Origin of the sequence: Isachenkonia alkalipeptolytica, assembly GCF_009910325.1 — a bacterium.
Classification (GTDB): domain Bacteria; phylum Bacillota; class Clostridia; order Peptostreptococcales; family T1SED10-28; genus Isachenkonia; species Isachenkonia alkalipeptolytica.
This window is the reverse complement of sequence record NZ_SUMG01000007.1, coordinates 60233-82195: the sequence shown is the minus strand read 5'-3', so window position 1 is coordinate 82195 and position 21963 is coordinate 60233. Positions and strand designations below refer to the sequence as shown.

The following is a 21963-nucleotide window of genomic DNA, read 5'->3' as shown; positions in this document are numbered from 1 at the left end:
TTGGCTGGAGCAGGAATGCAAGATATAAAGCGAAGAATAAAAAGTGTGGATAGTACCAAACAGATTACAAAGGCCATGGAGTTGGTATCTTCAGCAAAACTTCGACGGGCAAGACAGCGGGTGGAGGAAAACCGACCCTACTTCGAAAAAATTGAAGAGGCCATCCAAGGCATTCTCCCCCACACCAAGGAACTACAAAATCCCTATATTGATCAACGGGAAGTGAAAAAGACCGGATACATCGTCATTACCGGAGACCGGGGGCTTTGCGGCGGTTACAATACCAACGCCATCAAAAAAGCCTTGAATCATATGGAGGATCGGGAGGCATCCGTAATCGCCATCGGGCAAAAAGGGGTCACCTTCTTTCGAAAGAGGGGCTACGATCTAGATGGAGAGTTCGTCTCTATTTCGGAAAAACCCATGTTTTCCGATGCCAAAAGCATTGGAAAGCTTGCCATGGAACTGTATAAAAATGAAATGATCGATGAAGTAAATCTGGTATATACGGAATTTGTCTCTACGATCACCCATAAGCCGAAGCTGATTAAGCTGCTTCCCCTGGACCAAAAGGAAATCCCCGAGGAGATCCAGGAGGACCGGGATGAGGTTATGACCTATGAGCCCTCGCCGGAAGAGGTGCTAAGCTATTTGATACCGAAGTACGTGGAGAGTATGATCTACGGTGCCTTGATCGAAGCCTCGGCCAGTGAGCAGGGGGCAAGACGGGTGGCCATGGAAAGCGCCACGGACAATGCGGAGGAAATGATCGATGATTTAAATCTGAAATATAACCGGGCAAGACAGGCGAGCATCACCCAGGAGATCTCCGAGATCGTAGGGGGCGCCGAAGCTCAAAATTAATACCTAAAGACGAAAAAGAGGAGGGATCGTATGGCCGAAGAAAACAAAGGGGTTCTTACCCAGGTCATTGGACCGGTAGTGGATATCCGCTTTCAAAGCGACAAACTGCCGGAACTGCTGAGCGCAGTGGTTATCCAAGGTAAGGACCGGGTTGTTACGGCGGAGGTTGCCCAGCATATCGGGAACGACACCGTAAGAGCCGTAGCCATGACCGCAACCGAAGGTTTGGTTCGGGGAATGGAAGTAAAAAATACAGGAAATCCTATTCGAGTTCCCGTTGGAACCGGAACCTTAGGACGAATTTTTAATGTACTGGGAGAGACCGTAGACGAAAAAGGGGAAGCGAAGACGGAAAAAACTTCTCCGATTCATCGACAGGCCCCGGCCTTTGAAGATCAGGACACATCCACGGAGATCTTTGAGACGGGCATCAAAGTAGTAGACTTAATCGCCCCCTATTCCAAGGGTGGTAAGGTTGGTCTCTTTGGAGGAGCGGGAGTAGGAAAAACCGTTCTGATCATGGAGCTGATCAACAACATCGCCACGGAGCATGGTGGACTTTCGGTTTTTGCCGGGGTAGGCGAGCGTACCCGGGAAGGAAACGACTTATACTACGAAATGATCGAATCCGGAGTAATTGACAAGACCACCCTGGTGTACGGTCAGATGAATGAGCCGCCGGGAGCAAGAATGCGGGTAGGCCTTACAGGACTTACCATGGCGGAGCACTTTAGAGACGAAGAAGGACAGGATGTACTCCTGTTTATTGATAATATCTTCCGATTTACCCAAGCGGGTATGGAAGTGTCGGCACTCCTTGGACGTATGCCCAGTGCCGTAGGTTACCAGCCCACCCTGGCCACAGAGATGGGAGAGCTGCAAGAGCGGATCACTTCCACGAAAAAAGGTTCCATTACCTCGGTTCAGGCGATTTACGTACCGGCGGATGACCTTACGGACCCGGCGCCGGCAACAACCTTTGCCCACTTGGACGCCACCACGGTACTGTCCCGGCAAATTTCCGAGCTTGGAATTTATCCCGCGGTGGACCCGCTGGACTCCAACTCCCGTATTCTGGACCCGGCCATTGTAGGTCAGGAACACTACGATGTGGCCCGGCAGGTACAGGAAATCCTGCAGCGGTACAAAGAACTGCAAGATATTATTGCCATTCTCGGAATGGATGAGTTGTCCGATGAGGATAAGGTGACGGTATCCAGAGCCCGACGGATTCAGCGGTTCTTATCCCAGCCTTTCTTTGTAGCGGAGCAGTTTACCGGTATGCCCGGTAAATATGTATCCCTGAAGGAGACCATCCGAGGATTTAAGGAAATTCTGGAAGGAAAGCATGACGAATTACCGGAATCCGCCTTCCTGTTTGTGGGAACCATTGATGAAGCCGTGGAAAAAGCCAAGGAAGCGTAGGTGATCGTATGGCAAAGAAATTTCAGGTAGAGATCGTGACGCCGAACCGGATTTTTTTCGATGACGAAGTGGAGAAGTTTGTGGTTCGAACCACCACGGGAGATATTGCCGTTCTTCATGAGCATACCCCCTTGGTGACCCCGGTGGAAATCGGGCGGGCCAAGCTGATCTTTGGAGATGAGAATGAGCAGGAAGCCACCATCTCTCCGGGGATTTTAACCGTGGACGACTCCAAAGCCATTCTCCTCACCGATGCGGCGGAGTGGCCGGAAGAGATTGACCTGGACCGGGCGGAACGGGCGAAAAAACGGGCCAAGGAACGACTGGAGGCCCAAAAGAAAAACGAAGTGGATGAAACCCGGGCCCAAGTCTCCCTTGGAAAGGCAGTCAATCGAATCGAGTTGGCAAAGCGAAAAAAGTAGATAAGAACAGGAAGAAGGATAACGAGGAAGATTAAGCGGTGCTTTTCCTGTTCAAAGGATTATATATCGACAGCCCCTGTAAAATAAGAGGGGAAATTATAGCGTGAAAACGTAGATAAAAAAGTTTCAAGCATACAGAAAGTGTAAGGCAATAAAAAGCGCAAGGTAATAAAAAAGCGCAAGGTAATAAAAAAGCGTAAGGTTTGAGGGGGTTCCTCTTTCCTTACGCTTTTTCTTATGCTTTTTTTTATGCTTTTTCTTTTGCCTTTTCGTTTGCTTTTTCCAATCCCTTCTCATTTCCCCGTCGGCACTGGGAACCGGGGTTCGTTGATCGCCGCTGGGCCCTTTAAAACCACTAGCCCTGTGTGCGAACACCTTCACATAACGGGCCGCTGTGTCGCCAACACCACGGGTCACTGTACCCTGATCGTCGCTGGACCCTAAAACCACGGGCCGCTGTTCCCTGACCGCCGATATGTTCTATTGTACGATGATATCGTAGTCCTCATGCTCTTCCGGTTCCGTGGTCTCAATGGTCACCGTCATCTGAATGGGCAGGGCCACAATCACCTCATACTCCCGGCTGATCCAGCCCATGTCCCGGTGAATCCCCAGGGGCAGAATCTCCTCGGGCAGGCGCTGCAGCCGCACGGCACCGTCTTCCATCTCCAGGACCCCGGTGTACTGTTGTCCATCCACTTCGAAATCAAAGGGGATTTCTTCGTGGCCGGACTCCACTAAGGGAAAGCGGTAAATCTCTTCTCCCCGAAGGGTAACCACGACTTCCGCCTCCCCGTCGCCTCCCGCCAGCAACCAGGGAATGGAAAAGGTGGCGGCGGCACTTAAAACCACGATCAATATAATTAAGATGAAATCCCAACGGGTCATCATTTTCAGCAGCTTTTTCATTAAAATCCTCCTAAACGATTTCTCTATCCCTCCAATTATACAGCAGAAAAAAGCAATTGACAACAAGAAGCATTTCGTAGAAAATGAGGGCAAGGAAAGAAAGTCATCGACTGCCGGTGATCAGTAGCAAGACTAAATTAGATACCGAAAAAGAGAAAACAATACGTAGATTATAGAGGTGAAGAACATGAAAGATAAAAATGAAAAATCTGAACTGGAACAAACCCTGCAACGGGGGATCTACGGACCGCCGATAATTAAAGGGGAAGAGAAAAAAGTGTATCTGGGAGAATTTCGGGAGCGGGTGATTGTGGCGCTGTCTCCGGAAGAAGTGTTTTATGATGAAGGAGTAGCCGTGGCGGAGGAAGCTTTACAAGATGCCAAGGCCCACCGGTTGATTGTCAATCACAATAAACTGACTTCCCCCTGGACAAAAAAATACATGGGTCTTGCCCGGAAATACAATAAGGAGTATAAATCCTTTCACACCCAGGCGGAGGAGGCTATGGGTCTTGTGGTGGTCAGCCGGGAAGCGGTGAACCGGGAAAACATCCGGGTGAAACTGAGACTGCTCCCCGATAAATTTCAGCATGCGGAGCATAAAAAGCTGTGCAAAGACTGCTACGAAGAACTTGAAAACGCGGCTCCCGACCGGGTGGGGGATTTTAAAAAGCTGGGACTGATGGATAAGCTGCTGGGAAAAACCTGTGGAGTGCCGGAAGAGGAACATGAAAAGCAACAGGAAAAGCAATAGGAAAAGCAGCAGGAAAGCAACTGAATAAGCACTGAAAACGACGGGAATCGAAAACGGCAAATAATCTAGGCATATTTTCCTCAATTCCGGGAATTGCGTAGTTTACTGCGGTTTTCATGCAAAAAAAAACTTGCATTAATTTGGTTTACTGATAAAATGGTAACAGGTATATTTCTGGTAATTTCAAGGACAGGACATTACAAATGTAAATCTTTGATCAACATAAATTATTGAAAATAATCACCAAAAAAGACGCAGAGAAACTTTGTGTCGATTTTGCGTATGTGAAATTGCAAATTGCAAATTGAAAATTGAAAACTGTGAAGTACAGACAAAATGTAAGCTGAAAAGCACAAAGAGTAGAAAGCGAGGCGGAATATTGGAGAAAATTATTGTAGAGAAAAGTGCTCCCTTAAAAGGGAAGGTAAGAATAAGCGGTGCAAAAAATGCGGTGTTGCCGATCTTAGCCGCATCATTACTTAATGATCAGGCTTCGGTGATCGAAGACGTACCCCCGTTAAAGGACGTAGGGGTGATCTCGGAAGTGCTGGAGAGTTTAGGAGCCACGGTGGAAACCCTGGAAGAAGGTACCCTGAGAATTACCGCAAAGGAGATCACCAGCCATGAAGCCCCCTACGACCTGGTTCGAAAAATGCGGGCATCTTTTTTGGTGATGGGTCCCTTACTGGCCCGTTGCGGTCAGGCCCGGATCTCCATGCCCGGAGGCTGCGCCATCGGAACACGACCCATTGATCTCCATTTGAAAGGATTTAAAGCCTTAGGGGCGGAAATTCATATCGGTCACGGATTTGTGGAGGCCAAGGCGGAAAAGCTGGAGGGTGCCAAGATCTATCTGGATTTCCCCAGTGTGGGTGCCACGGAAAATATTATGATGGCCGCGGTGTTGGCTGAAGGAGAGACCATCATCGAAAACGCTGCGGAGGAACCGGAGATTACGGACCTTGCGAACTTTTTAAATAAAATGGGATGCAGCGTTCGGGGAGCCGGTACGGATACCATTAAAATCAAAGGGGTAAAAACCTTAAAAGAGCTTACCCATCGGGTTATTCCCGATCGCATTGAAGCGGGGACCTTTATGGTGGCCGCCGCTATTACGGAAGGGGATGTGGTGATTGAAAACATCATTACGGACCATCTTCGTCCTGTAATTGCAAAATTGAAGGAAAGCAATGCGGAAGTAATCGAAAACGGTACCACGGTCCGGGTAATCGGAAACAAAGAGAAAAAGCCTGTGGACATTAAAACCCTGCCCTATCCCGGTTTTCCAACGGATATGCAGTCCCAGTTCATGGCCCTGCTGTGCGCTATTAAGGGAACCTCCATGGTAACGGAAACGGTTTTTGAAAATCGCTTTATGCACGTTAATGAACTGAAACGGATGGGGGCAAGGATTAAAATCGAGGGCCGCAGCGCCGTAATTGAAGGGGGCATTCCCCTCCAGGGAGCCCAGGTAAAAGCCTCGGATCTTCGGGCGGGAGCCGCACTGATTTTAGCGGGACTGATTGCCGACGGGCCGACGGAAATAGAAAATATCGAACACATTGATCGAGGGTATGTAGATATTGAAAAGAAATTCACGGATTTAGGGGCCAATATCCACCGGGCTTATCGACCAAAACCCTAAGAAAAGGTTAAAACTTCAAAGATCTTCTATTTCTTTTTCATGAAAAAAAGTGTATAATAAGTAGTTGAGGAAATGAATTGTAAGGAAGAAAAACACCTGGGAGCATGAAAGCAGGGAGAAATATATATATTATGAGGAGGAACATATCGGATGTTTGGTTTAGGAGCAGATATAGGGATTGACTTAGGAACCGCCAGTGTTTTGGTTTTTGTAAAAGGGAAGGGAATTGTTCTACAAGAACCTTCCGTTGTGGCTATTGATAAGTACACCAATAAAGTGTTGGCCGTGGGGGAAGAGGCAAGAAGAATGCTGGGAAGAACCCCGGGAAATATTGTTGCCATCCGTCCTCTAAAAGACGGGGTAATCTCTGATTATGAAATTACGGAAAAAATGTTAAAATATTTTATTCAAAAAACCATCGGAAAAAGATGGTTCTTTAAGCCGAGAATTATTGTCTGTGTACCCAGCGGGGTAACCGGGGTGGAAAAACGGGCGGTAATTGACGCCACCAATGAAGCCGGCGGCCGCATGACCTACCTGATTGAAGAACCCATTGCCGCAGCCATCGGTGCCGGCCTGGACATCGCCAAGCCCAACGGACATATGATCGTGGACATCGGCGGGGGAACCACAGACATCGCTGTGATCTCCCTGGGAGGAATTGTAACCAGCACCTCTATTAAAGTTGCCGGGGACGTGTTGGACGACGCCATTACCCGATATATGCGGAAAAAGCATAACATTATGATCGGTGAACGTACGGCGGAGGCCATGAAAATCGAAATCGGGGGCGCCTATGAGCGGCCGAAGGAGAAGATCATGGATGTCCGGGGAAGAAACCTGGTCACCGGTCTGCCCATTACCCTAAAGGTCAGCTCCAATGAAATGCTCTCTGCCTTAGAAGAGCCGATTCTAAACATGGCGGATGCGGTGCACTCCGTGCTGGAAAAAACTCCACCGGAACTGTCAGCGGATATTTCCAACCAGGGAATTATGATGACCGGAGGCGGCGCCATGCTTTGGGGACTGGATAAACTGATCGCCGAGCGCACGGGAATCCCCGTACATTTAGCTGATGAGCCCATTTCCTCCGTTGCCAAGGGTACGGGACAGGCACTAAAATCCATTCATTTATTGGAAGACAGTATGGAAAGTTCAAAACATGCTCAAAGAAGATAGGTTTTTTGCCGATAAGTAAATATAGGGAATGAATTATTCCGGGCACAGGAGTAACAGGGATGTATATGCCCTTCCCTCTGTGCCCTTATGTCTTTTTAAGGAGGCGTTTTATGTTTCGAGGACTGTATACCGCAACCTCATCCATGCAGGTAAGCGAACGGAAAATGGACGTAACATCGAACAATATGGCCAATGTCAACACCACAGGATTTAAACGGGACACGATGATTTCCGAATCCTTTCCCGAGGTACTGCTTCATAAAATCAACGGGGAACTTCCCAACCGGGCTCTGGGCCGGGATCAAACCGTGGAGGTGGAAATGGAAAACGGAGTGGTTACCCTGTCCACGGAAGGGGATTTTTTCTCTGTGGAAGGAGAGCTCGGCCGAAGTTATAACCGGTCGGTTCAGTTTACCGTAGACGAAGAAGGACATCTTCGAACCTTCAGTCGCCGCCCGAACGGGGAGTTAAACACCGCCAATGGAAATTACATATTAAATCAAAACGGAGCGCGGATTCAAATTGAGGGCATGACCCCGGAGAACATGGAGATTGATGAACAGGGACAGTTATTTGTCAACGGGGATCTTCAGGATAGTCTGATCCAACCGAGAAATCCCAATGTGATCGGAACCATCAACAGCGGCCTTCGTTTGGATAAAGTAGAGACCAACTTCCTGCAAGGGGGACTGGAAAACACGGAAAGCCCCATGCATATGGCCCTGGACGGGGAAGGATTTTTCGTGATCACCACTGAGGAGGGGGAAACCCTTTATACCCGGGACGGAGGATTCACCCTGAACAATGAAGGGCAGTTAGTCACCACCGAGGGGCATCTGGTCCAAGGGGAAGAAGGACCTATCACTCCGGGAGCCCAGGAATTTTTAATCGGCGAAGAGGGTCAGGTCATGATCGGGGACGCCGTGGTAAACCAGCTGAGTTTGGTGAACATTGAAAACCCGGAGTTTCTCGAAAAGTTTCAGGACAATTATTACCGCATGAACGAAGCCGAGGACCCTGAACTTGCCGCCTTTGAAGGAAAGGTCCTTCAGGGATATTTAGAGGGGTCCAACGTAAACACGGTGCGGGAGATGGCAGAGATGATTGCCAACTTCAGGAATTTCGAGTCCAATCAAAAGGTGGTATCCGCCTATGACGAGTTGCTGCAACGGGCGGTAAACGATATTGCCCGGTAGGTGATATTGTGCGGCAAATGATATTGTCCGATGGAAAATAAGCGGGGTCACCGTGCTTACAGTAAACGAGGTGGCTATGCTTACAGAAAGCAGGGTCGTCTTGTACGCAGAAAGCAGGATCGCCGCGTACGCAGAAAACAGAGTCTTGCAGTGGGTCATTCTACTATAGCAGGTTCCGCTGATGAGATGGATTAGACAAAAGAAAAGTTTAATAAAATTGAGTTAGACAAAATCGCGTTAGATAAAATGCGTTAGACAAAATCGCGCTAGATAAAATGCGTTAGATAAAATCGCGTTAGATAAAATCGCGTTAGATAAAGTTGCGTTAGATAAAGAGCTAAAGAAAGAAAAACATAGAAAAGCTAAACCGAGAAAAATTAGGAGAAGGAGATGGAATATGAGAGCGCTATCGACGGCAGCAACGGGGATGAAATCCCAACAAACCAATATCGATGTAATATCCAACAACCTGGCCAATATCAACACCACGGGATACAAACGGCAAAAAGCGGAATTTAAGGACTTGCTCTATGCCAACCTGCGAGGCGCCAATGTCAATGAAGCGGGGGAAGGGGAGCCCAACGGACTGGAAGTGGGCCACGGCGTGCGCCCCTCCTCCGTCAGTCGTTTTTTCACCCAAGGAACCTTGGAGCGAACGGAAAATCCCTTTGATCTGGCCCTGGACGGCCGGGGATTTTTCGGGATCGGCTCACCGGACGGAGAGCCGTTATATACCCGGGACGGAAGCTTTAAGTACAGCGCCGAAGGGGATGTGAACCGACTGGTAACCGCCAACGGTTATTCGGTGCTGGACGAAAACGATGATCCGATCTTTATCCCCGGGGATCTCCGGGAAATCATCGTTCAGGAAAACGGCTTGATCCAGGGTGTGGATGAAAACGGGGCTACCGTGGACGTGGCAACCCTGAAACTGGTGGACTTTATCAATCCTGAAGGCTTGGAGGCCCAAGGGGGAAACAACTACGCCGCCACAGTGGCCTCGGGGGGAGAAGCCCCGGTCCAGGAAGGTCCTCAAGGACTTTCGGTTCGGCAAAGCTTTTTAGAGGCTTCCAACGTCCAGGCTGTGGATGAAATGACACGGATGATCACCGCCCAGCGGGCCTATGAAACCAGCTCCAAGGCGGTACAGACCTCCGACGAGATGATGGGAATCGCCAACAATATGCGACGATAGGCAGTAACTGTAAAGAAAGATTTGGAACGGAGGGATGCAGTGGAAATTAATTATCAACCCTATATACCGGATCAAGGGACGAAATCCGTTGAAAAGCGGTTGCAAAATGTGGCTGCCGAGGACCAACAGGGAGAGCAGGAGGCTCTGAAAAAGGCCACGGAGGATTTTGAAGCCATCTTTTTAACGATGATGTTTAAGAATATGAGAAACACGGTTCCCGACGGAGGACTGGTGGAAAAAAGCTTCGGACGGGGAATCTACGAAGAAATGCAGGATGAAAAAATGGCGGAGGACATCTCCCAAAACGGGGGTGTCGGCCTTGCCAAGGAGCTTTATCAGCAATTGAGTCAACAACACGGCTATGATGATGCAGCGGCATCGGTTCAGGAGACCTCGCCCTTAGAAGGGGATAGAAAAGCCAACAAAGATCAGGAGTAAGAAGGAGGAAAAATTTATGGAACTGGATATTTTACAAATCAAAGAAGTACTGCCCCATCGCTATCCTTTTTTGCTGGTGGATAAGATTCGGGATTTGGAGCCGGGGAAAAAAGCGGTGGGCATTAAAAACGTGACCGCCAATGAGCCATTTTTCCAAGGGCATTTTCCGGAAAAACCCTTGATGCCCGGGGTACTCATGGTGGAAGCCTTAGCCCAGGTGGCGGGACTTACCTGCACCATTGAAGGGGATCAAAACAAGCTGGGAGTATTTACCGGCATTGATAAATGTAAGTTTCGAAGGCAAGTGGTTCCGGGAGACGTGTTAGAGCTCCATGTGGAGATCACCTCCTTTCGAAGGGGCATCGGAAAAGCGGAAGGAAAAGCTATGGTGGAGGGGGAATTAGCCTGTTCCTGTCAGTTATCCTTTGCGCTGGTGGATCGATAAAAAAATCCGGTCAATTTAAAGATTTTTTCTTGTTATAACTGATAAAAGCTTTCAAAGTATGTTATAATTATAAATAACGATTATATATGTAAAAATATATACAGTGGAATTTTTAACAAGCGAGCTACAGACTTTTTGATAAGGAACGACCTATCTCCTCCTTCTATAGGCCTTTTTTATAAGGGTCTATAGTTTTTTTTGGAAAGAATCCCGGGGAGAAATATGATATGATATAACCGAAAGGGAGGGATATTATGGATTTTTTTACAACCTTCTATCAGATTCTATCGCTTTTTATTCTGATTGCCGTGGGCTGGGGAGCATCCCGTCTAAAGCTTTTGGATCAACACTTTGTAAAAACCTTAAGCGTTTTTGTGATTAAAGTGACCTTGCCCGCCATGATCATTAAATCCATGCAATTTGACTTTTCCGTGGAAGTTTTGTGGGACAGCGCCTACATGTTTCTGGTGGGCATCGGTATGTATGCCCTGATGATAGCCCTTTCCTATGGGATTGTGAAATTCAGTGGCTTTACCGGGGCGAGGGCCAATGCCCTGCAATTTTTGATCATTTTTGGGAATGTGGGTTATATGGGCTATCCGGTGATGGCCTCCATATTCGGAGACGAAGGGGTGTTTTATACCGCCCTTTTCAATATTCCCTTTAACTTTTTAATGATGAGCCTGGGGGTTTATCTGATGACGCGAAAGAATTCCGGGGATTCCGAGGACGGAAAGGGACCCCTTGACGCCTCCCCTGGGGAAGAGAAATCTTTTAAAGGAAAACTCCGGCGGCTGAAAGTCCTGATCAACCCCGGTATTGTGGCGACCTTCACCGGTTTTACCCTGTTCCTCCTGTCCATAGAAATTCCCGGACCCCTATTTCGATCCATGGACATCCTGGGAGAGGCAACCACGCCCCTGGCCATGATAATCATCGGAGCCAATCTTTCCCGGGTGGCCCTGGGCAGTGTATTCCGGGAAAAAGCCCTGTACGGATTGGTCTTTCTGCGGCTGATTTTGATCCCTGCATTTTTATTCGGTCTCTTAACCCTGCTGGGGGTGGAAGGTTTTTTATTAAAGGTGCCGGTGCTGATATTCTCCATGCCCGCAGCGGCCAATGCCGTGGTTTTTGCGGTAATGTATGAAGGGGATGCGGACTTTGCGGCAAAGGGGGTTTTCTTTACCACTCTATGTTCCGGGGTGACCCTTCCGATCATCGCCTATATGTTACTGGGTTGAGGTCCTGTATCCTGCGGGATGGAGAGTCTATATGCTACTGGGTTGAAGGCCTGTATGCTGCTAGGCTGAGAGTCTATATCCTACTGGGCTGAGGTCCTGTATCCTGCTAGGTTGAGGGCGTGTATGTTGCTGGGTGCAGGATGAAAAGAAGGGCATAAAAAAACGCCCGGGACCGCCGAGCGTTAGGTTGACAAATAAAAGCACTAATTTAAGTGTTGGGTTCTTTTTTGATACTCTACAATCAATTCATCGATTCTGCAGCTAAGGAAATAAACCTCTTCCTTTGTTCCGTTTTCGGTTAAGTATTGATGCAGGGCAACTTTTAATCGTCGGATTTCCAGCTTCAAATCCTTGGTGGATAATTCTGCGATGCCGGTTTTCGTTGGAATTGCTAAATGCTTTAACAAAGGAAGCGCCTCCTTTTGGTGCTGCGTCTTGTAAGGATAGAAATCATCCTGATAAATATACCTATCCATTTAATAACAATATTTCTTGTATTAAGTATACACAAGGGAGACTTTCCGGTCAAGGTTCCTGTTCATTCAATATTTGACAATTTTCGACAAAACTTCAGGGGCGGGATGAGAACAATTCTTAGAAAAAATGCAAAATCAGTTGGAAACCACGGAATGTTTATGGTATAATAGTAAAACAGTTTCATAAAAGATTACCTTATCCAGAGCGGTGGAGGGACAGGCCCTTTGAAACCCGGCAACCATAGAAGTATGGTGCTAATTCCTGCAGAATGATTTCTGGGAGATAAGGAGAGTGGACCCTCTTCTTAGAAGAGGCTTTTTTCATGTTTGGAAACTTTTCTCAGGGAATTTTGGTAATATTTCCTTGGGGAATAAGACAAAAGTAGTATAAATTGTCGAAAAAAAGTTAAAAAAATATGAGAAAAGAACTATAATCCCCTGGAAGGTATCTGAAGCATCCATATAAAAATTCAAAAGGCTGTGTTTCGGTATAAAGGGTAGTAATGATTGCGCTTAAGAAGCACGGCATAGGAGGAGGAAGACTATGTATAAACGATTATTTACATCGGAGTCTGTTACGGAGGGGCATCCCGATAAAATTTGTGACCAAATTTCCGATGCGGTACTGGACGCCATATTAAAGCAAGACCCCGAGGCCCGGGTGGCCTGCGAGGTTGCGGTGACTACGGGATTGGTGCTTTTAATGGGGGAGATCACCACCACCTGCTATGTGGATATCCCGAAAATCGCTCGAAAAACCATCGAACGGATCGGCTACACCCGGGCGAAGTACGGATTTGATGCGGAAACCTGCGCCGTATTGACCTCCATTGACGAACAATCCCCGGATATTGCCATGGGGGTTAACGAGGCTTTTGAGCACCGGGAAAACCTGACCAAGGAAGATTTATATGAATCCATGGGGGCGGGAGACCAGGGAATCATGTTCGGATACGCATCCAATGAAACGGAAGAGTTGATGCCCCTGCCGATTTCCCTATCCCATAAGCTGGCCAAACGCTTAGCCGAGGTTCGTAAAACCGGAAAGCTAAATTACCTCCGTCCCGACGGAAAGACCCAGGTGACGGTGGAATATGAAGACGATCAGCCCAAAAGAATTCATACCGTGGTGGTTTCCACCCAGCATCACGAAGACGTGCCCCTAAAGCAGATTCGCGAGGACCTGATTCGGGATGTTGTACGAAAAGTGGTGCCGGTGGAACTCTTAGATGACAACACCAAGTTTTTAATCAATCCCACGGGGCGATTTGTTATCGGCGGACCTCTAGGAGATGCCGGCCTTACAGGACGGAAGATCATCGTAGACACCTACGGCGGCTTTTCCCGCCACGGCGGCGGTGCCTTCTCCGGGAAGGACGCCACCAAAGTGGACCGTTCCGGAAGCTACGCCGCCCGCTACGTGGCGAAAAACATCGTCGCCGCCGGCCTTGCGGATAAATGCGAAATCGAAATTGCCTACGCCATTGGTGTAGCCAACCCGGTATCCATTATGGTAGAGACCTTCGGCACCGGCAAGATTGCGGAATCCCGAATCGAAGAACTGATCGCCGAGCACTTTGATCTTCGTCCCCGGGCCATCATCGAAAACCTGGACCTGAAAAAACCAATCTATGAGCAAACCGCAGCCTACGGGCACTTCGGAAGGGACGATTTGGACCTTCCCTGGGAACGTACGGACAAAGCGGAAATACTGAAAAAGGCTTTAGAGGACAGCGGGACGGAGTAACTGTCCGCCGCTTACTAATCCCTTCCGGAAAGGAATTAGGATCATAGCCTAACGGCAAAAAGAACAGCGAAAGACACGGGGACGGAGTAATTGTCCGCTAGTGCCCGCGGACACGGAGACGAACTCACTGTCCCCTCCAAAAGAACACCGAAGAGGATGCAGAGAGACGTTGTCTTCCCAAAATCCTCGCGGTATAAAGTACCTGTGATCGTAAAATAGAAGATAGTGAATATGGGTAAAGATAAAAAGAGCCAAGGACAGCGAGACAGAGAAAGGGTTTTCCCTGAAGAAATAGGGGGAAGACAATTGCTCCGTCCCGCTGTCCTTTTTCTTCGTCCGCTGTCCTTTTTTTGTTGCTAAACCAGGGTAATTAACACGGGATTAAAATATATAATTCATACTTGACTTATCGGGATTCGTGCATTACAATGGTTTTACTTATTAATTAAACCTATAAATTTAGTCGGGATTAAACAAGGAATTCATTCAATGAGGTGAATATACATGTTGGAGATTCAAAATCTGCACAAAAGTTTCGGACAGGAAAAAGTCCTGGAAGGCTTGAATATAACCGTAAATAAAGGGGAGTTTCTCTCAATCCTCGGTCCCTCCGGTTGCGGAAAATCCACCCTGATTCATATGATTGCGGGACTGGAAAGCGTGAGCGGCGGCAAGATCCTTATGAAGGACCGGGAAGTAAAAGCTCCCGGGACGGACCGTATACTGGTCTTTCAAAGCGGAGCTCTTTTTCCCTGGCTCAATGTGAAAGATAATATTGCCTTTGGTCTTTCCAATGTGAAAGCCGATAAAAAATCCCAAGATCGGTTGGGGGATGGGAAGAGTAAAAAATCAAAAAAAGATAAATTCAGCGACGAAGAAAAAGAAGAGCGGGTAGAGGAACTGATGAAAAAAGTCCACCTTTACCGATTCAGAGATAAATTTCCTCACCAGTTATCCGGAGGGATGAAACAGCGGGTATCCATTGCCAGAAGCCTTGCCATGGATCCGGAAGTCCTGTTAATGGACGAGCCCTTCTCCGCATTGGATGAGCAGACCAAAATGGTCCTGCATGAAGAATTGCAGCGAATTTGGATGGATACGAAAAAAACCATCGTCTTCGTTACCCACAATATTCGGGAAGCGGTCAAGCTTTCGGACCGGGTACTGGTTATGGGGAGTCAGCCGGGGAAAATCATCAAAGATATCCCGATTCCCTACGCTCATCCGAGAAAGGTGACGGACCCCAATCTCGTGGAGATGGAAAAAGTCATCATGGAATCACTAAAGGATGAAATTGAAAAACGAAGGAAGGAGGAATTTGGCGATGGCTACCCTGTGGAAGCGAGTGGCGTTTTTAGCGGCCCTGATTATACTATGGGAGACGGTATTTAGACTCGGCATTTGGCCGGATTTTATGTTTCCCGGACCGGTGCAGGTGATAGAGACTTTAATTCGAGGCTTTAGCGAAGGGAACTATGTGCCGGCGCTTCTGAACAGCCTTCGACGATTATTTATCGGATATGTGATTGCAGTGATTCTTGGAACGATCATCGGGGTATTGATGGGACGGTTTAAGTCCCTGGAAGAAACCCTGGGCGTTGTAATCCTACCGCTGCAGTCAGTACCCAGTGTCGTTTGGCTCCCCTTAGCCCTTTTATGGTTCAGTATGGGAGAGGCGGCCATGATTTTTGTGGTCGTGATCGGCGGTCTTTGGAATATGATTATGAGTACCACCGCCGGCATTAAAGGGGTGGACCCGGTGCTGATTCAGTGCGGAAGAAACCTTGGCTTCGGGGGAGGGAAAATCTTTACGAAAGTGATCCTGCCGGCGGCCATTCCCAGTATGATTACGGGAATGCGTCTCGCCTGGGCATTCTGCTGGAGAGCCCTGATGGCGGCGGAGATCATCGGTACGGGACAAGGTCTTGGGCAAGTATTGATGTGGGGCCGGGACATGGGTAATATGAGTACCGTCATGGCGGTCATGTTTATCATCGCCGCAACGGGAATGATCTCCGACGGATTTGTCTTTAAGCGCTTGGAGAACCGAATTTACCAGCAGTGGGGACTGCTATAGGAAAGCAGAATCCGTAGCAATGCGTTAGAAAAAATCTACCCCGGCACTATGAATACCAGATTTCACTCCGGATAAGTATGAGCCCCGAAAGAGGCGCACTAAAACGCAAAAGAGGCGCACTAAAACGCAAAAGAGGCGCACTAAAACGCAAAAGAAGCACACTGAAACGCGAAAGAAGCACATTAATAAAGGTAACAATGCTACAAAAAATATATATCCCAAAGGATAAGGAGGCAAAACATGATTCAAGCAAACGGCAAGAACACAAGCTTTAAAAAGAAAGCGGTAAGAAACAAAGTTTTACTCGGAATTATAGCAGTTTTATTACTAGGGGTGTTGGCCGGTTGCGAGATCGGAGCCGCCTCGAAGGAAGAAGTGAATATCGGATACTTTCCCAATCTATCCCATGCCGGCGGTATTGTGGGTATGAGTGAAGGGATTTATCAAGACGCACTGGAAGATTACAACGTAAAGGAAATGACCTTTCCCAACGGATCCTTATTTATGGACTCCCTGTCCACGGGGCAAATTGATATTGGATTTGTGGGCCCCGGACCGGTACTGAACCGGTACCTGCAGGGGGGAGAAGTGGTCATTCTTGGGAACTCCACGAATGCAGGAAATGTGCTGGTTCTTCGGGAAGGGCTGGAATATAACGGGCCGGAAGATTTAGCGGGACTTACCATCGCCACCGCCTCCACCGGTTGCACCCACGATTTACTCCTTCGAAAAATGCTTGATGAAGAGGGAATGGCCGTGGAGGAAAACGGAGGAACCGTCAAACGGCTTCCCCAACGCCCGGCGACAAACATCGGTATGATGGAGCAAGGGCAAATTGACGGCGCTTTGGTGTCTGAACCCTGGGCCAGCATGATGGAAGCCCAAGGAGTAGGGGAAGTCGTTGTGGAATTTGACGAGGTACCCTGGGAAGGGGAAGTGCCGGCAACGGTGATCGCCGCCCGACGGGACTTTGTGGAAGAAAATCCTGATATTGTAGAAGCCTTTCTAAAGGCCCATGAAGAGAGTGTAGCCTTTGTGAATGAAAATGAAGAGGAAAGCATCGAAATCCTTCAATCAGAGATCAAAAGAATTACGGATCAGGAGCTGGAATTTGATACCCTGAAAAGTTCACTGAACCGAGTGGTCTTCACCCCGGATTTGGATCAGCAGGTGGTAACGGAATTTGCGGAGTTGTTAACGGATCTCGGCTTTGTAGACAGCGACCGGGATCTTCAGGATATATTCTGGGAGCGGTAAACAGTAACCGGTTAGCATACAGCCCTGACATTTAGCGAAGGCAGAATTAAAATCTCGGTAAATCTCGTTAATACTAAAATTCCCGGGTATAAATAACAGCATAGTGCGACAAGGAGAGGAAGGTCTTAAAGGCTGCTTAATGTAACAGGGCACTTTAAGGCCTTTTTCTTGAATGATACAGCTAAAATCAACAGGAAATGGAAATGTGGAAATGATAAGCTCTTAGAAAACTTGGGCATCAAGAGCGGATAATGAAAAAAAGGAGGCAATTCTATGATTTATCAAAGCATTACGGAGCTGGTGGGAAAAACCCCGGTGGTTCAACTGCAAAACCTGCCGAATCCGAAAGGGGCGAAGGTTTATGTAAAAGTTGAGTCCTTTAACCCTTCGGGGTCCATCAAGGACCGGCCGGCCCTGAATATGATCGAGGAGGCGGAAAAGCGGGGAGACTTAAAACCGAAGGGGACCATTATTGAGCCCACCTCGGGAAATACGGGGATCGGTATGGCTATGGTGGCGGCGGCAAAGGGTTACCGGTTGATCATTATCATGCCGGGAAACGCTACGAAGGAGCGGATCAGCATCCTAAAGGCCTACGGCGCCGAGGTCCACCTGACCCCGGAGGAACTGCGGATGAGCGGAAGTATCGATAAGGCAAAGGAACTCCTCGAGGAAATCCCGGGAAGTTATATGCCGAATCAATTTGCAAACCCCGATAACCCGAAGATCCATGAAACCACCACGGCGAAGGAAATTCTAGAGGACTTTCCCGAAGGCTTGGACGCTTTCGTGGCTACTGCCGGCACCGGGGGGACCATCAGCGGTACGGGAAAAGTGCTTCGTAAGCATTATCCGGATTTAAAAATCTACGTCGTCGAGGCCAAGGCCTCCCCGGTGATCGCCGGAGGGGAACCGGGCCCCCATAAAATCGTGGGCACCGGCCCGGGATTCATTCCCGAAACCCTGGATAGAAATATCTACGACGAAATTCTTCACATCACCGATGAAGAGGCTATTGAAACCACCAAACAGCTGGGACAGCAGGAGGGGATCCTTGCAGGGGTCTCCGCCGGCGCAGCCGTATACATGGCCCTGGAGAAGGCGAATACCCTGGGACCGGATCAAAAGGTCCTGGCCATGCTCCCCGACACCGGGGAGCGCTACCTCAGTATGGATCTGTTTTAAGAACACAGAGATGACAGCGGGACGGAGTTTTTGACACCCTCCAATAATTGGGGGATGACAAAAACTCCGTCCCGCTGTCATCTTTCATCCTTGATCTTCTCTTAACGTACAAATGTTTTCATGATATAATAATGAAATAATAAAAAACCAGGGGGTGAGGCTGTGTTAGAGCTGGAAGGAAGACTGCGGGACGTAATTTTTCAAAATGAATCCAACGGATATACGGTGGGGGTCTTAGAGACCAACGACGATGAAGAGATCACCGTGGTGGGGTATTTGCCCACGGTAAGAGAAGGGGAGTACGTCAAGGTAAAAGGCGACATTAAATTTCACGATACCTACGGAGAACAACTGGAAGTCAAGGAATACCGGCCTTCCGCCCCGACGACAGAGGATAGTATTCTTCATTACCTGGCCTCCGGCGTAATCAAAGGGATCGGCCGAAAGATGGCGGAGCGGATTGTGGACCAGTTCGGAACCGAGTCCTTAGAAGTGATTGAAAAAGAGCCGGAGCGTCTCCGGGAAGTATCCGGTGTGGGTAAGAAAAAGGCCCAGCAGATTATTGAGTCCTTCAAGGCCCAGAATCAGCTCCGGGAAATTATTCTGTTCCTGTCGAAATACGGCGTCACCCCGAACCTGGCGGTGAAGATCTATAAAAAATATAAGGAGCAGGCGATCCCCATGATTCAGGAGAATCCCTACCGCCTGGCGGAGGACATCTACGGCATCGGCTTTAAAGTGGCCGACGGCATTGCAAGCTCTATGGGCATAGCAAGGGATTCGGAGTACCGCCTCCATGCGGGGACGAATTATATCTTAAACCGGATCCATATGGAGGGGCATACTTATGCGCCAAAGGCGCAGCTGGTGCGGGAGACCAAGGGCCTACTGGGGTCGAAGGAGGAGCGGATCGAAGCCGCCATCGAAACCCTGGCCTTAAACGGAAAACTGCAGCTGGAACGTCTGGATGACGAGCTGATCGTCTACGCCATGGCCTATTACTATGCAGAGACCGGCGTGGCGAAAAAGGTGATTGAACTCTCGGAAGCGGAGCTGGAAGAGGTGACCATTAACCTTGAAGAAGAGATCGCCGACATCGAAGAGGAAGAGGATCTCGATTTAGCCAGCAATCAAAAAGAGGCGGTAAAGGAAGGGGTTCAAAACGGGATGCTGGTCATCACCGGAGGCCCCGGTACGGGAAAGACCACCACCCTCAATACCCTGATTAAACTCTTTGAAAAACTGGAGATGACCGTAACTCTGGGGGCGCCCACGGGAAGAGCCTCGAAGCGGATGACCGAGACCTCGGGGATGGAGGCGAAAACCATCCACCGACTGCTGGAAATCGGCTACAGCGAAGATGATAACTTAGGCATGATGTTTAACCGGGATGAAGACAATCCCCTAGAGTCCGACGTGCTGATTATTGATGAGGCCTCGATGATTGATATCACGTTGATGAACAGCTTCCTAAAAGCGGTGCAAAAAGGCACCCGGGTAGTTCTGGTGGGAGATATTGATCAGCTCCCCTCGGTAGGCCCCGGCAATGTGCTTCGGGATATCATCGACAGCGGCGTGGTGAAAGTGGTAAAACTCAATGAAATCTTTCGCCAGGCCAAGGAGAGCATGATCGTGGTTAATGCCCATAAAATCAACCAGGGACAGTATCCCCTGCTCAATAAAAAGGATAAGGACTTTTTCTTTATCACCAAACGGGAGAAGGAAGAGGTGCTGCACACCCTGTTGGATGTGGTGAAGTCCCGACTGCCCAATCATTACAAGTACTCCCCCACCTCGGATATTCAAGTGCTGACCCCGATGAAAAAAGGGGAAGTGGGAACCCTGAACCTGAACACCTCCCTGCAACAAAAGCTGAACCCGCCCCGGGGCGAGAAGAAGGAAAAGAAGATGAAGGATAAGATCTTTCGGGAGGGGGATAAGGTGATGCAGATTCGAAACAATTATTCCCTGAAGTGGGTCAACCACGACTCTAGCGCCTTTGAGTATAAAGGAGAAGGCGTATTTAACGGAGATATGGGATACATCGTAAGGATTGACCGGGAAAGCGAGGAGCTTGAAGTACACTTTGATGACAACAAAGAAGTGGTATACGACTTTACGAAGCTGGACGAGTTGGATCTCGCCTACGCCACCACCGTGCATAAATCCCAGGGCAGTGAGTTCTCGGTGATCGTCATGCCCGTCACCTGGGGCCCGCCGATGCTTCTTACCCGAAATCTCTTTTACACCGCCGTCACCCGAGCCAAGGAGCTGGTGGTCCTGATCGGTGAGGAGAAGTTTCTTAGAATGATGATTGACAACGATAAAATCATAACCCGCCACTCGGGCCTGGGCAGAAGGCTGTCCAAGTACCGGGAGGTCGTAAAAGGGTAAGGGAGCTACAAAAAGGGTAGGGCTTGTAAAAGGCTAAAGACTTGTAAATGACTAAGGGTTTGTAAATAGGCGAGGCCTCCATAAAAGGGCCTTACAAAAAAACAGAGGATCAGGAGGTCGGTGTAGTGGCTGAGAACCAGGAGTTGAAGAAAGCAGGAAGGGAGAAGTCCCTATTCAATCGATACCGGGAGGCCTTTATGGAGTTGCTGTTTCCCATGAACCTCTCCTGTCATATCTGTAAAAGACCCCTTTGGGAAAGGGAAGGAAGTATGACAAAGGAAGGAAGTTTTAGTGCGAAAGAAAGTTTACCAACTGTAAAAAGTTTGGGAACGGAGGGAAGTATGGCAAAGGAAGAAGACGGAAAAATCCTATCTGAGGATAAAGGCCGCCATTCCTTCGAAGCCTACCTATGCCCGAAATGCATCGACGAAATCCCCTGGATCGAGGCCCCCTACTGTGAAAAATGCTCCATTCCCCTGCAGGAGAGTCTCTTAGAAACCGTTCATTACGAAGAAGAAATCCTTCGCCCCCTGCCCCGACCGAAGAACCGCTGCGGCGAATGCATAGAAGATTCTCCTCTGGACCGGAATCTTTCCCTGTGCCTCTATGAAAAACCGATCAAAGGGGCGATTTACGCCTTTAAATACAGCGATAAAACCTATCTTGCCCGAATTTTCGCAATGATGATGGCGGAAAAACTCCAACAGCTTACCGCAAATGACCGGGACTTTGATCTTATTTTAAGCGTCCCTCTACATAAAAAACGCCTCCGCCGTCGCGGCTACAACCAAGCGGACCTACTGGCGAAGTATCTCTCCCAAGAACTGCAAATTCCCTATGACAGCAAAGCCCTATCCCGCGTGAAAAACACCCAAACCATGAATCAGCTCTCAAAATCCCAGCGATCACAAAACGTGGAAGACGCCTTTTTTATCGAAAAAAGTCGAATCCAAGCTAATCATATTCTGTTAATTGACGATATATATACTACAGGAGCTACGGCAAAATCCATTGCGGCGGTTATAAAAAAGCAGGGATCGGCTCGGATCACCATGATCAGCATCGCTCGGGTGGTACTGGGATAAGGATTAACTGTTTAGATCGGTGAAACAAA

Annotated in this window: 20 protein-coding genes and 1 riboswitch; of the genes, 18 read left to right on the top strand and 2 right to left on the bottom strand. The window is 48.6% G+C overall.

The features are described from left to right. Genes atpG through atpC form a run of 3 tightly spaced genes read left to right on the top strand, consistent with a single transcriptional unit; the run spans position 1 to position 2711 of the window. Complete coding sequence (gene atpG, locus ISALK_RS07445; protein ID WP_236660315.1) at positions 1-864, top strand: ATP synthase F1 subunit gamma; 864 nt, start codon at positions 1-3, stop codon at positions 862-864. A 30-nt stretch (positions 865-894) separates the two neighbouring features. After that, on the top strand, positions 895-2289 hold the full coding sequence (gene atpD / locus ISALK_RS07440) for a F0F1 ATP synthase subunit beta (RefSeq protein WP_160720780.1): 1395 nt from the start codon (positions 895-897) through the stop codon (positions 2287-2289). A gap of 8 nt (positions 2290-2297) precedes the next feature. Next, the gene (gene atpC / locus ISALK_RS07435) at positions 2298-2711 is read left to right on the top strand and encodes an ATP synthase F1 subunit epsilon (protein WP_160720778.1); all 414 of its coding nucleotides are present in this window, start codon (positions 2298-2300) and stop codon (positions 2709-2711) included. A gap of 480 nt (positions 2712-3191) precedes the next feature. On the opposite strand, the gene ISALK_RS07430 is transcribed toward atpC, so the two are convergent. Continuing rightward, positions 3192-3620: a NusG domain II-containing protein gene (locus ISALK_RS07430; protein ID WP_236660314.1), complete on the bottom strand. Its 429-nt coding sequence runs from the start codon at positions 3618-3620 to the stop codon at positions 3192-3194. A gap of 187 nt (positions 3621-3807) precedes the next feature. Between ISALK_RS07430 and ISALK_RS07425 the strand changes: the two genes are divergently transcribed. The 8 genes from ISALK_RS07425 to ISALK_RS07390 all read left to right on the top strand — a co-directional run bounded on the left by ISALK_RS07425 (position 3808) and on the right by ISALK_RS07390 (position 11713). After that, complete coding sequence (locus ISALK_RS07425) at positions 3808-4374, top strand: DUF1694 domain-containing protein (RefSeq protein ID WP_160720776.1); 567 nt, start codon at positions 3808-3810, stop codon at positions 4372-4374. Between the two features lie 379 nt (positions 4375-4753). Continuing rightward, positions 4754-6019 carry a UDP-N-acetylglucosamine 1-carboxyvinyltransferase gene (gene murA, locus ISALK_RS07420; RefSeq protein ID WP_160720774.1) on the top strand — a complete coding sequence of 422 codons (1266 nt, stop codon included), beginning with the start codon at positions 4754-4756 and terminating at the stop codon, positions 6017-6019. Between the two features lie 150 nt (positions 6020-6169). Then, positions 6170-7198: a rod shape-determining protein gene (locus tag ISALK_RS07415; RefSeq protein ID WP_160720772.1), complete on the top strand. Its 1029-nt coding sequence runs from the start codon at positions 6170-6172 to the stop codon at positions 7196-7198. Positions 7199-7308: 110 nt separating this feature from the next. Next, positions 7309-8394 carry a flagellar hook-basal body protein gene (locus tag ISALK_RS07410; protein ID WP_160720769.1) on the top strand — a complete coding sequence of 362 codons (1086 nt, stop codon included), beginning with the start codon at positions 7309-7311 and terminating at the stop codon, positions 8392-8394. 397 nt (positions 8395-8791) lie between these two features. After that, the gene (gene flgG / locus ISALK_RS07405; protein ID WP_160720766.1) at positions 8792-9589 is read left to right on the top strand and encodes a flagellar basal-body rod protein FlgG; all 798 of its coding nucleotides are present in this window, start codon (positions 8792-8794) and stop codon (positions 9587-9589) included. A 39-nt stretch (positions 9590-9628) separates the two neighbouring features. Further along, positions 9629-10027, top strand: a complete 399-nt coding sequence (locus tag ISALK_RS15545) for a rod-binding protein (protein ID WP_160720764.1) — start codon at positions 9629-9631, stop codon at positions 10025-10027. 16 nt (positions 10028-10043) lie between these two features. Next, positions 10044-10472, top strand: a complete 429-nt coding sequence (gene fabZ, locus ISALK_RS07395; protein ID WP_160720761.1) for a 3-hydroxyacyl-ACP dehydratase FabZ — start codon at positions 10044-10046, stop codon at positions 10470-10472. A 254-nt stretch (positions 10473-10726) separates the two neighbouring features. After that, the gene (locus ISALK_RS07390) at positions 10727-11713 is read left to right on the top strand and encodes an AEC family transporter (RefSeq protein WP_160720757.1); all 987 of its coding nucleotides are present in this window, start codon (positions 10727-10729) and stop codon (positions 11711-11713) included. 203 nt (positions 11714-11916) lie between these two features. Here the strand turns inward: ISALK_RS07390 and ISALK_RS07385 are convergent, their stop codons facing one another. Next, entirely contained in the window at positions 11917-12120 is a 204-nt protein-coding gene (locus tag ISALK_RS07385) for an aspartyl-phosphate phosphatase Spo0E family protein (RefSeq protein WP_160720754.1), read from the bottom strand. Between the two features lie 262 nt (positions 12121-12382). Further along, a riboswitch (SAM riboswitch) is annotated at positions 12383-12479 on the top strand. 254 nt (positions 12480-12733) lie between these two features. Between ISALK_RS07385 and metK the strand changes: the two genes are divergently transcribed. The 7 genes from metK to ISALK_RS15345 all read left to right on the top strand — a co-directional run bounded on the left by metK (position 12734) and on the right by ISALK_RS15345 (position 21934). Beyond that, positions 12734-13936 carry a methionine adenosyltransferase gene (metK, locus tag ISALK_RS07380; protein WP_160720751.1) on the top strand — a complete coding sequence of 401 codons (1203 nt, stop codon included), beginning with the start codon at positions 12734-12736 and terminating at the stop codon, positions 13934-13936. Positions 13937-14440: 504 nt separating this feature from the next. Further along, positions 14441-15328, top strand: a complete 888-nt coding sequence (locus tag ISALK_RS07375) for an ABC transporter ATP-binding protein (protein ID WP_160720748.1) — start codon at positions 14441-14443, stop codon at positions 15326-15328. Continuing rightward, a complete protein-coding gene (locus ISALK_RS07370; RefSeq protein WP_160720746.1) occupies positions 15261-16013 on the top strand; it encodes an ABC transporter permease in 753 nt (250 codons plus the stop codon). Before ISALK_RS07375 ends, ISALK_RS07370 begins: the two co-directional genes overlap by 68 nt. Before the next feature lie 240 nt (positions 16014-16253). Next, positions 16254-17270 carry an ABC transporter substrate-binding protein gene (locus tag ISALK_RS07365; RefSeq protein WP_160720743.1) on the top strand — a complete coding sequence of 339 codons (1017 nt, stop codon included), beginning with the start codon at positions 16254-16256 and terminating at the stop codon, positions 17268-17270. A 273-nt stretch (positions 17271-17543) separates the two neighbouring features. Next, a complete protein-coding gene (gene cysK / locus ISALK_RS07360) occupies positions 17544-18455 on the top strand; it encodes a cysteine synthase A (RefSeq protein ID WP_160720740.1) in 912 nt (303 codons plus the stop codon). A 162-nt stretch (positions 18456-18617) separates the two neighbouring features. Further along, positions 18618-20849 carry an SF1B family DNA helicase RecD2 gene (recD2, locus tag ISALK_RS07355; protein ID WP_160720736.1) on the top strand — a complete coding sequence of 744 codons (2232 nt, stop codon included), beginning with the start codon at positions 18618-18620 and terminating at the stop codon, positions 20847-20849. 125 nt (positions 20850-20974) lie between these two features. Further along, positions 20975-21934 (top strand): ComFC family protein, encoded by a 960-nt coding sequence (locus tag ISALK_RS15345; protein WP_160720734.1) that lies wholly within the window; start codon positions 20975-20977, stop codon positions 21932-21934. Positions 21935-21963: the final 29 nt, after the last annotated feature.